At 70.4% G+C, this 12,384-nt stretch carries 14 protein-coding genes; 5 read left to right on the forward strand and 9 right to left on the reverse strand.

Features of this window, described 5'->3' with window-relative positions; translation table 11 throughout:
- Nucleotides 1–48 precede the first annotated feature (48 nt).
- Nucleotides 49–693, forward strand: coding sequence for a Pr6Pr family membrane protein (locus GH747_RS11255; protein WP_149769683.1), 645 nt, complete (start codon nucleotides 49–51; stop codon nucleotides 691–693).
- A gap of 6 nt (nucleotides 694–699) precedes the next feature.
- On the opposite strand, the gene GH747_RS11260 is transcribed toward GH747_RS11255, so the two are convergent.
- Entirely contained in the window at nucleotides 700–900 is a 201-nt protein-coding gene (locus GH747_RS11260; protein WP_149769684.1) for a hypothetical protein, read from the reverse strand.
- Nucleotides 901–959: 59 nt separating this feature from the next.
- Nucleotides 960–1,829 carry a mycothiol conjugate amidase Mca gene (gene mca / locus GH747_RS11265; protein WP_228552893.1) on the reverse strand — a complete coding sequence of 290 codons (870 nt, stop codon included), beginning with the start codon at nucleotides 1,827–1,829 and terminating at the stop codon, nucleotides 960–962.
- A 48-nt stretch (nucleotides 1,830–1,877) separates the two neighbouring features.
- Between mca and GH747_RS11270 the strand changes: the two genes are divergently transcribed.
- Nucleotides 1,878–2,279: a DUF4307 domain-containing protein gene (locus GH747_RS11270; protein WP_163695522.1), complete on the forward strand. Its 402-nt coding sequence runs from the start codon at nucleotides 1,878–1,880 to the stop codon at nucleotides 2,277–2,279.
- Between the two features lie 92 nt (nucleotides 2,280–2,371).
- Nucleotides 2,372–2,884 carry a transcription elongation factor GreA gene (gene greA, locus GH747_RS11275; protein WP_149769686.1) on the forward strand — a complete coding sequence of 171 codons (513 nt, stop codon included), beginning with the start codon at nucleotides 2,372–2,374 and terminating at the stop codon, nucleotides 2,882–2,884.
- Nucleotides 2,885–2,930: 46 nt separating this feature from the next.
- Here greA and ilvA read toward each other — a convergent pair whose 3' ends face one another.
- The 6 genes from ilvA to GH747_RS11305 all read right to left on the reverse strand — a co-directional run bounded on the left by ilvA (nucleotide 2,931) and on the right by GH747_RS11305 (nucleotide 10,111).
- Nucleotides 2,931–4,148 carry a threonine ammonia-lyase gene (gene ilvA, locus GH747_RS11280; RefSeq protein WP_149769687.1) on the reverse strand — a complete coding sequence of 406 codons (1,218 nt, stop codon included), beginning with the start codon at nucleotides 4,146–4,148 and terminating at the stop codon, nucleotides 2,931–2,933.
- A gap of 9 nt (nucleotides 4,149–4,157) precedes the next feature.
- Entirely contained in the window at nucleotides 4,158–5,618 is a 1,461-nt protein-coding gene (locus GH747_RS11285) for an AI-2E family transporter (RefSeq protein ID WP_228552894.1), read from the reverse strand.
- Complete coding sequence (locus GH747_RS11290) at nucleotides 5,615–6,769, reverse strand: cystathionine gamma-synthase (RefSeq protein ID WP_205602905.1); 1,155 nt, start codon at nucleotides 6,767–6,769, stop codon at nucleotides 5,615–5,617. The genes GH747_RS11285 and GH747_RS11290 overlap by 4 nt, the downstream gene beginning before the upstream one ends.
- Nucleotides 6,770–6,829: 60 nt before the next feature.
- Complete coding sequence (locus GH747_RS11295) at nucleotides 6,830–7,981, reverse strand: glycerophosphodiester phosphodiesterase (RefSeq protein ID WP_149769689.1); 1,152 nt, start codon at nucleotides 7,979–7,981, stop codon at nucleotides 6,830–6,832.
- A gap of 146 nt (nucleotides 7,982–8,127) precedes the next feature.
- Nucleotides 8,128–8,724: a hypothetical protein gene (locus GH747_RS11300; RefSeq protein WP_149769690.1), complete on the reverse strand. Its 597-nt coding sequence runs from the start codon at nucleotides 8,722–8,724 to the stop codon at nucleotides 8,128–8,130.
- A 16-nt stretch (nucleotides 8,725–8,740) separates the two neighbouring features.
- Nucleotides 8,741–10,111, reverse strand: coding sequence for an HNH endonuclease signature motif containing protein (locus GH747_RS11305; RefSeq protein ID WP_149769691.1), 1,371 nt, complete (start codon nucleotides 10,109–10,111; stop codon nucleotides 8,741–8,743).
- Between the two features lie 108 nt (nucleotides 10,112–10,219).
- Here GH747_RS11305 and msrA point away from each other — a divergent pair, with 108 nt between their 5' ends.
- Both msrA and GH747_RS11315 read left to right on the forward strand, forming a co-directional pair.
- Nucleotides 10,220–10,855, forward strand: a complete 636-nt coding sequence (gene msrA / locus GH747_RS11310; protein WP_149769692.1) for a peptide-methionine (S)-S-oxide reductase MsrA — start codon at nucleotides 10,220–10,222, stop codon at nucleotides 10,853–10,855.
- Between the two features lie 92 nt (nucleotides 10,856–10,947).
- Entirely contained in the window at nucleotides 10,948–12,042 is a 1,095-nt protein-coding gene (locus GH747_RS11315) for an alpha/beta hydrolase family protein (protein WP_163695525.1), read from the forward strand.
- Between the two features lie 22 nt (nucleotides 12,043–12,064).
- Here the strand turns inward: GH747_RS11315 and GH747_RS11320 are convergent, their stop codons facing one another.
- A complete protein-coding gene (locus GH747_RS11320) occupies nucleotides 12,065–12,343 on the reverse strand; it encodes a DUF2277 domain-containing protein (RefSeq protein WP_149769693.1) in 279 nt (92 codons plus the stop codon).
- Nucleotides 12,344–12,384 lie beyond the last annotated feature (41 nt).

Here is a 12,384-nt window from a genome sequence, read left to right on the forward strand (position 1 = left end):
GTGCCGCGCCGCCGCGTCGCCGGCGCCACCGATCGCTACAGTGACGCGGTGAGCGAGCAGGCAGCAGTACGCAGTGCGACACCGGTACGCGTCGCATTCACGGCCCTGGCGGTCCTCGGCGCCTGGGCCGTCGTCGGTCAGGCGATCCAGTCGGTGTCCGAGGGCCGGAGCCTCGTGAACTACTTCTCGTACTTCACGATCCAGTCCAACCTGCTCGTGCTGATCACAGCGGTCGCGGTGGCCGTACGCGGACGCCTCGAGGGCTGGTGGCAGCCGGCCTACGTCGCGGGCGTCGTCGGGATCGTCATCACCGGCGTCGTCTTCCACCTGCTGCTGGCCGGCCAGCAGACGCTCGAGGGCATCTCCGTCTGGTACGACCTCGTGCTCCACACGCTCGTGCCGATCGGCGCCGTCGCCGGGTTCCTCCTGCTCCGCCCCAGGCTCGACCGGCGCGCGTGGTGGTTCCTGGTGTGGCCGGTGGCGTGGGCCGCGTACACCCTCGTCCGGGGCGCGATCGCCGATCCGCGGTTCCCGGGCCCGGAGGGAGAGGCCCCGATGCCGGTGCCGTACGACTTCCTGGACGCGGACAGCCTCGGCTACGGCCAGGTCGCCCTGACGCTGACGGTGATCGCGGTGTTTACGCTCGTCATCGGCGGCGCTGTGATCGGCATCAGCCGACGCATCGCCCGCTGAGCCCGATCACTCCTCGTCGCGCGGCGGGCTCGTCGGGCGAGGACGCTCGGTGGCCTTCTCGTCGAAGTCGACCTTCTTCATCTGGTGCGCCATGCTGCGCATCAGGAAGAAGAGGCCGACGCACAGCGCCAGGATGATCAGGAGCGCCACCCAGCCCGCAGGCTTGAAGTTGGTCTGCGAGGCAGCGACGAGGACGTCTGTGGACATGGTCCCAGCGTACGCCTGTGGTCGGCGCGGACTGCTGGCGCAGCCCTGCAGTCACCGGGCTAGCGCAGCCCCGCGAACAGGTCGTCCTCCGGCAGCGACGTCTCGACGTGGGAGGTCACCAGCTCGTAGTCCTCGGTCGGCCACGCCTCGGCCCGGATCTGCTGCGGGATCGCGAACCAGTGCCCGTCGGGGTCGATCTGCGTGGCGTGCGCCCGCAGAGCGTCGTCGGCGACACCGAAGTAGTCGGAGCACGGCACCCTCGTCGTAAGCCGCTTCGCGTCCTCGGGGTCGAAGGTCCAGTCCTTGAGCCGGTCCTTGTACGGCGGCTCGAGCCCGTGCCGCTCCATGGCAGCGTCGATCGCCTCGAACCGCGCGCGCGACCAGCGGTGGTAGTACAGCTTCTGCGGCTGCCAGGGCTCCCCGAGCTCCGGGTACGCGTCGGCGTCTCCCGCCTTCTCGAACGCGTGCACGCTGATCTTGTGGCACATGATGTGGTCGGGGTGCGGGTAGCCGCCGTTCTCGTCGTACGTCGTCACGACGTGCGGCCGGAACGAGCGCATCAGCGCGATGAGCGGCTTGGCGGCCTCCTCGACCGGCACCAGGCCGAAGCAGCCCTCGGGCAGCGGCGGCAGCGGGTCGCCCTCGGGCCAGCCGGAGTCGACGAATCCGAGCCAGTCCTGCTTGATCCCGAGGATCTCGCGGGCGCGGTCCATCTCCTCGCGCCGGATCTCGCCGATCAGCTCGGGGTTCTCGAGGATGCCGGGGTGCTCGAAGCTGGGGTTGAGGATCGAACCCCTTTCGCCACCTGTGCAGGTCACCACGTGGACGTCGACGCCCTCAGCGACGTATTTCGCCGTCGAGGCCGCCCCCTTGCTCGACTCGTCGTCGGGATGGGCGTGCACGTGCATCAGGCGCAGCTTGTCGGCCACTGCCACTCCTCCGGTCGGTCGCGTGACTCACTCCGTCACAATGGTGTCATGCCCAGCACGGAGCCTGACCTGTCCACCAGTCGGTACGGCGGCCGCAAGCCGTTGTCGCGGCGGACGTGGGCGATCATCTCCGCCGTCGGGATCACGCTCGGCGTCGTCGCGGCGTGGTTCGTGGCCGACTACGCCACCAGCAACCGGTTCGACGCCGACGTGATGGCGTTCGACGCGACGTCCGACCACACGATCTCCGTCACGATCCGTGTGAACCACTCGACGGGCGACCCCGCGGAGTGCGACGTGGCGGCCCAGGCGGCCGATCACACCTACGTCGGAGAGACGACGTTCGCGATTCCGGGCACCGACGGGGACGACTCGATCGTCACCGACGTGATCGCCACGGAGCGGCGGGCGGTGACGGCGGTCGTCCAGGAGTGTCGACTCCTCGACTGAAGTCCTTGGCCCTGCGCCCAGGCCTTGCTAGGCTCGTTGTTTCCAGCCCCAGGCATTTGTCTGGGGTTTGTTACATCCGAGGAGCCATCCCCATGACCACGCCCAACGCAGAGACGAACACGATCTGGCTGACCCAGGAGGCGTACGACCGCCTCCAGGCAGAGCTGGACCATCTTCGCGGGCCGGCACGCACGGAGATCGCCACGAAGATCGCGGAGGCCCGCGACGAGGGCGACCTGAAGGAGAACGGCGGCTACCACGCCGCCCGCGAGGAGCAGGGCAAGTCAGAGGCCCGCATCCGCCAGCTCGAGGACATGCTGCGTCGGGCCGAGGTCGGCGAGCAGCGTGCCGACGACGGCCTGGTCGAGTCCGGCATGGTCGTGACGATCAAGTTCGCCGGCGACGACGACACCGAGACGTTCCTTCTCGGGTCGCGCGAGATGCTGAGCCTCGATGCGTCGGTCGACATCGACGTCTACTCGCCGCAGTCGCCCCTCGGTGCTGCGATCGTCGGCAAGAAGGCGGGCGAGACCGCCAGCTACGAGGCCCCGAACGGCCGCGAGGTCGCGGTCGAGATCGTGGACGCCAAGCCGTACGTCGCCTGACCCGCACGCGCTGGACTCACCCGTCGCCCGCCGGGCGGCGGGTGAGTCACGTGTAGGTGATGACGTAGCCGTGCTCGCGCAGCGCCTGCTCGACGGCGAAGCGGTGCTCAGGCCCTCGGGTCTCGACGCTGAGCGTCACCTCGACCTCGTCGATCGCGAGGGTCGAGGCCGTCCGCTCGTGGACGACGTCGAGGACGCTGACAGCCATCTCGGCGAGCACGCGGAGCAGCACGTCGAGGGATCCGGGGCGGTCGGAGATCCTCACCCGGAACGACAGGAACCGTCCGGCGGCGGCCAGCCCGTGGCGTACGACGTTCATCAGCAGCAGCGGGTCGATGTTGCCGCCGCTCAGGACGCACACGACGGGTGCGTCGCTGCCGTCGTCGAAGACCTCGGGGTGCTGCATGATCGCCGCGACACCGGCGGCACCGGCCGGCTCGACCACGAGCTTCGAGCGTTCGAGGAGAAGCAGGAGCGCCTGGCTGAGCGACTCCTCGGTCACGGTCACGATGCGGTCGACCCAGCGGGAGATCTCGGCGAACGGGACGTCGCCCGGCCGTGAGATCGCGATGCCGTCGGCCATCGTGCGCTGTGCCTCGATGGTGGTCGGCGCGCCCTGCTCGAGGGAGATCGGGTACGGGGCGACGCGCTCGGACTGCACGCCGATCACCCGGATGTCCGGCCGCAGCGCCCGTACGGCGAGCGCGACGCCAGCGACGAGACCGCCGCCGCCGACCGGGATGACGATCGTGGAGGCATTCGGCACCTGCTCGAGGAGCTCGAGGCCGAGCGTCCCCTGCCCGGCGACGATGTCGGCGTGGTCGAACGGGTGGATGAGAACGGCGCCGGTGCGCGCCGAGAAGGCGTGCGCCGCTTCGAGCGCCGACTCGACCGACGACCCGGCGAGCTCGATCGTCGCGCCGTAGTCCCGGGTGGCTGCCAGCTTCGGGAGCGGGGCGCCCTCGGGCATGAAGACGGTCGCGCTGGTGCCGAGGAGCGACGCGGCGAGGGCGACGCCCTGCGCGTGGTTGCCGGCGCTCGCCGCCACCACGCCGCGGGCCTTCTCCTCAGCCGACAGCCGAGCGATCCTGACGTACGCGCCGCGGATCTTGAACGAACCCGCGCGCTGCAGGTTCTCGCACTTCAGCAGCACCGGACGCCCGAGCCGCTCGGCCAGCGGACGCGAGGACTCGATCGGGGTCCGCGTGGTCACACCGGCGAGCAGCTTCTCGGCCGCGCGGACGTCGTCGAGCGTCACGGTCATGGCGCCAGCCTAAGTTGCCGCGACGGGTGGCGGCTCACCGGCCGACGCAGCCTGGGCAGCCTCGGCCCTCGCTGACAGGTGGCGTACGACCGCGTTGATGCAGGCGGCCAGCGGCACCGCGATGAGCGCCCCGACGATGCCCGCCACCGTGAGCCCCGCGCCGATCGCCAGGATGATCGCGAGCGGGTGCAGCTGCACGAGGTGGCCCATGAGGAACGGCTGCAGGATGTGCGCCTCGACCTGCTGGACGGCGATGACGCCGGCGAGCATGAAGAGCGCGACCCACGGCCCCTGGTCGACGAGCGCGACCAGCACCGCGACCAGCCCCGAGACGAACGCGCCGACGATCGGGATGAACGCGCCCAGGAAGACCAGGGTCGCGATCGCGAGGACCAGCGGCACGCCGAGCAGCCAGGCGACGACCGCGATGCCGATCGCGTCGACGAGGGCCACGAGGACGGTCGCCCGGACGAACGACGTGAGCGACGCCCAGGCGATGCGGCCCGACGTGTCGACGGACTCACGGGCGTTGCGCGGGAAGAGCCGCACGACCCAGTCCCAGATCCGGCCACCCTGGTAGAGGAAGAAGTACGTCGCGAAGAGCACGATGAAGAAGCCGGCGAAGAAGTGCGTCACCGTGGTGCCGACCTCTGTGACCCGGTCGACCACACCCGTGCCGCTGCTCCCCCACTCCTCGATCGACTCTGTCGCCCGGTCGATCCAGGTGTTGAGCTGGGCGTCGCTGAGCCCGAGCGGTCCGTTGCGCGCCCAGTCCTGGATCTCTTCCAGCCCGTCGACGACCTTCGTCCAGAGGTCGTCGAACTGCGTCGACACCTGCTGGCCGACGAGCGTCAGCATGCCGACCACCGCCCCGAGCCCGAGGATCATCACCAGGAGCGTCGCGAGGCCGCGGTGGACGTGCAGGTTCACGACCCGGTCGACGGCAGGGCGGACCAGTGCGGTCACGAGGATCGCCACGGCGATGGGGATGGTGATCTCGGAGAAGTAGCCGAGCAGCCACAGCACCCCGAAGCCGGCGCCCGCGATCACGATGATGCGCCATCCCCAGGCTGCCGCGAGACGGATGCCGTACGGCACGTGCGGGGTCGTCTCGTCGTGGTGCGACGCGATCTGCGTCGCGGCCGCGAGGGCGGCGTACGGGCTGGTCGTCGGGACCGGGTCGCCGAGCACCCCTCGGCGTTCCTCGAGCATGGCGATGTCGCGGCGGGCGGTCGCGCGCATCCGCTCGACGAGCTCGTCCAGCCGTTCGCGCCGCGAGCGTGCGGACGCCTCGTCGGGCGCCTGATCCGGTTGGACCGCGTCACCGAAGGCTGAGTCGGCGAGGGCCTCGTCCGCGAGAGCCTGGTCCGCACGGGCAGCCTCGTCCGCTTGAGCCTCGTCCGCGAGGGCAGCGTCGTCGGAGCCGCCCGGTGGGAGCTGCTCGCCGCCACCCCCGCTGCCAGCGGTCACCGGGCCAGCCGCTCGAACGCGTGGGCCAGGTCGGCGACGAGGTCGGCACCGGTCTCGATGCCCACGCTGACCCGTACGAGGTCTGCCGGCACCTCGAGCGGGGACCCGGCCGCGGACGCGTGCGTCATGCGACCGGGGTGCTCGATGAGCGACTCGACGCCGCCCAGCGACTCGGCCAGCGTGAACAGCTCGGTGTGCTCCACGACATCGAGCGCCGCCTGCTCGCCGGCTGCCATCCGGAACGACACCATCCCGCCGAAGCGCTTCATCTGACGGACGGCGACGGCGTGGCCCGGGTGCTCCGCCAGCCCGGGATAGATCACGTGGGAGACCTCGGGTCGGCTCTGCAGGAACTCCACGACCTGCTCCGCGTTGTCGCTGTGGCGCTCCATCCGCAGAGCCAGCGTCTTGAGTCCCCGGAGCACGAGCCACGAGTCGAACGGGCCGGCCACCGCTCCCATCGAGTTCTGGTGGAACGCGATCTGCTCGGCCACCGCCTCTTCACGGGCCACCAGCGCACCGCCGACGACGTCGGAGTGGCCGCCGGCGTACTTCGTCGTCGAGTGCACGACGACGTCGGCGCCGTGCGCGATCGGCTGCTGGAGGTACGGCGACGCGAACGTGTTGTCGACGACGAGCAGGGCCCCTGCGGCGTGCGCGACCTCGGCGAGCGCCGCGATGTCGGCGATGCCCAGCAGCGGGTTCGTCGGCGTCTCCACCCACACGATGCGGGTCTGCGGGCCGATGGCGGCACGGACGGCATCGACGTCGCTGATCGGTACGGGATCGTACGCGAGCCCCCACCGGGACTCGACCTTGTCGAACAGCCGGTATGTGCCGCCGTACGCGTCGTCGGGGATGATCACGTGGTCGCCGGGTTTCGTCAGCGCCCGCAGGAGGGTGTCCTCGGCGGCGAGCCCGCTCGCGAACGCGAAACCGCGGACCCCCAGCTCGAGCGAGGCGATGCACTCCTCGAGGGCGGTACGGGTGGGGTTCGCGCTGCGCGAGTACTCGTAGCCCTCACGCAGGCCACCGACCCCGTCCTGCTTGTAGGTGCTGGTGGCGTAGATGGCGGGGACGACCGCCCCCGTACGCGGGTCGGGCTCCTGGCCCGCATGGATGGCACGCGTCTCGAAACCGAAGTCACTCACCTTTGCGAGCGTATCGTCTGCGGCCATCGCATGCGGGACAGGAGCCCGGTGAGGTGACCGTCAGCCGGTCACCGACGCCTGGCGGCCGGACCGGGCACGGACGGCGAGATCCGGGAAGTCGGAGAAGACACCGTCGATGCCGAGGGCGTAGAACGCCCGCAGCTCGCCGTCCAGGTCGCCGTGAGCGTTCGGGTCCGTGCCCACGCGGAAGTCCGCCGGGAGGAACTGGTTCTCGGCGCGGAACGTCCACGAGTAGACGTCCAGGCCAGCCCGGTGGGCATCGCGTACGACGGTCGTCGGCGTGCCGAGCGCACCCGACGCCGTCCGCGGGATCAGGACCGACTTCTCGGCGCTGAGGACGTCGGCGTACTTCGCCATCGCCTTGAGACCCGCCGGCTTCACCATGTCGGCGTACGTCGTCGGGTCACCCGCGACGACGTGGTCGTAGGGCGCGCCCGTCGGGTTGACGTTCTGGGCGATCGGCACCCGCACCCGCTTGGACAGCGACTTGAGGTTCGCGGACTCGAACGACTGGATCGTGACCGGCGACCAGCGGTGGTTCAGACCGCGGCGGTTGAGGATGCGGACCAGCGGATCCTCGAGGTTGTTCCCGATCGACTGGAAGTAGGTGGGGTGCTTCGTCTCGGGGGCGACACCGATGACGCGGCCGCGTCGGATGGACTCCTTGAGGGCCAGGTCGAGCACCTCGTCGAGGGTCGGCACCTCGTACAGCCCGTCGTACGCGGTGTTGCCCGGACGGACCAGCGGCAGACGCTCCTTGGCGCGCAGAGTCTTGAGCTCGGCGAGGGTGAAGTCCTCCGTGAACCAGCCCGTGACGGGACGCCCGTCGATAGTCTTGGTCGTCTTGCGGGCGGCGAACTCGGGGTGATCGGCGACGTCGGTGGTGCCGCCGATCTCGTTCTCATGGCGCGCCACGAGGACCTTGTCCTTCGTGATGACGATGTCGGGCTCGATGACGTCCGCACCCTGGCGGATCGCGAGCTTGTACGCGGCCAGCGTGTGCTCGGGGCGGTAGCCCGAGGCGCCGCGGTGGGCGATGACGATGGCATCGCGGGCGTGGCCGCGGGACGCGGAGGCGTCACGGTCGTGGGAGGAGGCGGAGGCGGCCGAAGCGGAGGCAGCGGTCACGAGCATCGGCGCGACGAGCGTGGCCGCGACGCCTGCGAGGACGGTGGTGCGAATCGATCTCATGCCTCGATGCCATCGGCGTCGGGTTGCGTCAACGCGGCTGCCCGAGGTGGGTCGCGTGAACGATCGGCGAACGCCGGGAGCGGCGGGGCGGGCGGACGTCAGTCAGTCGTGCGCGGCGGACGTCAGTCAGTCGTGAGCGACCGACGTCAGTCACGCGTACGGCGGCTCGACGTCACGTACGAGCCGTCGGCACGGCGCGGGCGGCTCTCGTGCACCTCACCCGCGAGAAGCTGTTCAACGCTCGCGACCATTGTGGATCCGCCGAATCGCTTGCGGAGCCCAGCCGCGTTGCGAGCCAGCCACAAGTCGGCGCACGTCGCGCAGAGCGCGTGCGCCGACGCGAAGAACTCGTTCTTCGCAGGATCACCGAACACGAGGAGCTCGAGGACGGTCCCGCGGGTGTCGCAGACGTTGCACGAGCTCTCGCCCCACTCGATGATGTGGAAGTTCGTCATCAGAGGCCGCAACGCCTGATCCTCCGACGCGGGTGGTCGGACTTTCTCGAGCGCGCGGTTCAGCACCGATGCAGCGGCACCGGGCGCGTGGCTGGCCCCTCGGCGGCCCCCGTCGGCGTCGACCCATCGCTGTGCCAGAGCCTCGACGTCCCCCGCCTGACGCAGGTCGTCGCAGGCAGCGCAGAGAAAGGAGCGGCTGCGGGCATCCTCCGGCCCGGTCCCGACCTGCACAGCCGCGTCGCCACGGCAGTGGAAGCACGACACGTCGTCCCACGTCATCCATGCCATGCGCGCACCCTAGCGATCAGCGCCGCGCCACTGTCAGCAGATGGCGCAGCCGGTCCTCCATCACCGAACCGTTGCTCATCACCGCCATGCTCATCTCCGCGCTGGGGCTGGACGCGCCGGCGCCCGCCGGACCGGTGCCGTGTCGGGAGGCGTATCGATGGCCGGTCGGAGTCTTCCAGGTCCGCAGGCCGACCGGGTCCTGCTCGACCCGCCAGCCACGCGACTCCTTGACGAGGTTGTCTGCGCGACACGTGCCGGCGGCGTTGTCGATGGTCGTCTCTCCACCACGGGCGTACGGCGTCGTGTGGTCGATCTCGCGCGCGCGGCACTCGCACCACGGGCGCTCGCAGAGCGCATCGGCGGCGCGCACCATCCGTGCGACACCTGCCGGGAATCTGCGTCGCCTCGGGTCGACCGTCTCGAGCCGGTGGCCGTCGGGTCGGGTGAAGAAGCGCCGCAGCCAGCTCCGCTCGCCGCTCGCGAGCTGGCGTGCAAGCTCGCCCGGGATCGGACCGTAGCCCTGGAGGTCGGCCGAGGCGTCGTCGGCCCCGAGGAGCGTCTCGGGCCGCATCAGGACCCCGACCTCGACGCCGATCGCGGTCGAGCCGTCCGGCGCGACGGCCGCACCGCTGAGCGCCTCGGTGGCGAGGTCGCAGGTGATCTGGGCGATCGTGCGCGGGTCACCGTCGGACCGTCGAGCCGATGCCTCGTCGTCGAGCCGCTGCCACGCGGCGGTCAGCGCCGCCGCAGGGCCATACACCGAGAGGGTCGCCATCGCGTCGAGCTCCGGCCGCAGCCGGAGGTGGCGCTCCTGGCGTGCTCTCACCGTGCGCTCGAACGCCGCGTGCGGATCCTTGTCGAGGACGAGCCGGCGTGCCGCCGCAGAGGCACGCATCGGGCCGAGGCCCGCGAGGTACGGGGAGAGCTCCGCGTCGACCTCCGCGCGCCGCGCAGGATCGAGGAAGACCGTCTCCCGGCACACCGCTGCGACGACGGACTGGTTGACGACGCCGTCTCGGAGCTGCGCGTGCGCCTCCGGGTGGTCGGCGAGGTCACGAGCCAGCCGGTACGTCGTCTCGCCTGCCGTCGCCGACACCTGCCGCGCGAGCCCGATCTCGGCGAAGAGCGACCGGGAGAGCTCACGCTCGTCGATCGACGGTCCTGTGAAGTCACGCCGCCGAGCATCGAGATCAGCCACCGCGTCGGCCTGAAGTCCCTGGGCGATCCGGACCACCGTCTCCATCAACGCGACCACCTCGACGGCTCCCGCGCCGGCTGCCACCTCGAACTCGTGCGCAGCGTCGACCCGGACAGCGGCCGCGCCCGCAGCCTCGCCGACCCGGTCGATCAGGTCGGCGATCAGACGGTGCGCCATCGGATCGCTCATGTGTTCGATTCTAGCGCGACGGACACACGTTCGGTCCTCCACAAGGCCATGACGGGAACATGCGGGCGGGTGCGATGGTTGTGCGTGGTGGACCCGAGGAGGAAAAGAATGTTCTCGTTCAAGACGCACCTCATCTCCCCCGACCAGGCGCTGCCGGGCCGGGAGGACCGCCCGTTCGCGGTCGGCGACAAGCACCTCGTCCTGGGGACGCCGATCATGGCCGACCCGCCCGAGGGATACGAGGTCGTGGTGTTCGGCCTCGGATGCTTCTGGGGTGAGGAGCAGACCTTCTGGAACGTCCCAGGCGTCTGGTCGACGTCGGTCGGGTACGCCGGAGGGTTCACGCAGAACCCGACGTACGAGGAGGTGTGCTCGGGTCGCACCGGTCACGCCGAGGTCGTACGCGTGATCTACGACCCCGCCAAGGTCTCCTTCGACGACCTGCTCACGGTCTTCTGGGAGAACCACGACCCGACACAGGGGATGCGCCAGGGCAACGACCGCGGCACCCAGTACCGCTCGGTCATCTACACCACCACCCCCGAGCAGCAGGAGCTCGCCGAGGCGTCGCGGGCGGCGTACCAGAGGCGGATGACCGCTTCGGGGTACGGCGAGATCACCACGGTGATCGCCCCGCTGGGCGACTACTGGTACGCGGAGGACTACCACCAGCAGTACCTCGTGAAGAACCCGTTCGGCTACTGCCCGAACCACTCCACGGGCGTGAAGTACGCGACGAGCTGATCGTCTGAGCACTGCGGCCCACCGCTCCCCTCGGGGACGGTGGGCCTTCTCGTGCCCCGCCAGACCTGGGTCCCGCAAGGCAGACTGGTGCCATGCGGGTCACGCCGGTACGCACAGGGGTGGCCGCGCTCGCCCTCCTGGCGACCGTGGCGTGCACCGGCGAGCCTACGGACGACGACAGTGGGAACGCGGGCGCACCAGCGACCGCCACGACGTCCCCGACTGCCACGACGACCACCGCGCCGTCGACGGACGCCGCACCGAGCACAACCCCGACTGCCAGCCCGACAGCGACGCCGGCCCCTCTCCCCACCGCCGAGAGCCCGGTCTCGCTCCCGGCGCTGATGGCCAAGGAGTACGACGGCCGTGCGCTGCGCCTGCGCCGGGTCCTCGCTCGCACCGACGCGTACGTCCGTCACGCCGTCACCTACCGCAGCGGCGACCTGCGGATCTCCGGCATCCTCAACCTCCCCCGCGGTGACGGCCCGTTCCCGGTGGCGATCCTGGCGCACGGCTACATCGACCCGGCGATCTACACGACAGGCCGCGGCATGATGCGCGAGCAGGACTACCTGGCACGTGAGGGCTTCGCCGTCCTGCACGTCGACTACCGCAACCATGCGGGCTCCGACGACGACCCGACCGCCGAGCGCGACCTCCGACTGGGCTACACCGAGGACGTCATCAACGCCGTCCTCGCCGTACGCGGCTCCGACGACCCGCGGCTGGACGGAGACCGCGTAGGTCTCGTCGGGCGCTCGATGGGCGGCGGGGTCGTCCAGAACGTGCTGGTGACCCAACCCGGCCTCGTCGACGCCGCGGTGGTGTTCGCGTCGGTCAGCAGCGACACCGTCGACAACTACGAGCGCTGGATCGCCGCGGACCGTCCCGAGGTCGCCGCGGACATCGTGCGGGCACACGGCTCGCCCGAGGAGAACCCGGACTTCTGGGAGCAAGCCTCACCGCGCACCTACGTCGAGCGTGCGACCGAGCCGCTGCTCATCCTGCACGGCACCGTCGACGACACCTGCCCACCGCGGTGGGCCCGCCGGACCGCCGCCGCCTTCGAAAGGGCCGGCAAGGACGTCGAGCTGGTCTGGTACGAGGGAGAGGGCCACGCCTTCGGCCCGCAGTGGCCCGCGTCGATGCGTCGGACCGTACGGTTCCTGCAGGCCCAGATGTCGTGACCGCGACGCGTACGGCGTGGGTCTAGCTCGCCAGCGTCCCGTAGCGCTTCGCCGCGCGGGCCTTGGCCTTCGCGGCCTCGACCTCGCGGTCCTTCGGAGGCGCCTGGGTGACCAGGTCGTCCAAGAGGTGCTGCGTGATGTGCGCGATCTCGTGGACGGCCTTCTCGAACACGTCGGCATTGGCCTGCGAGGGCTTGGTCATCCCGCTGACCTTGCGGACGTACTGGAGGGCCGCGGCCTCGATCTCGTCATCGGTCGCGTGCGGCTCGAAGTTGTGAAGGGTTCGGATGTTGCGGCACATGTCCCCCACGCTACGCCGCGGCACTGACGACGTCAGCCGAC

The sequence above is a fragment of the Mumia xiangluensis genome (assembly GCF_010994095.1).
GTDB classification, from domain to species: Bacteria; Actinomycetota; Actinomycetes; order Propionibacteriales; family Nocardioidaceae; genus Mumia; species Mumia xiangluensis.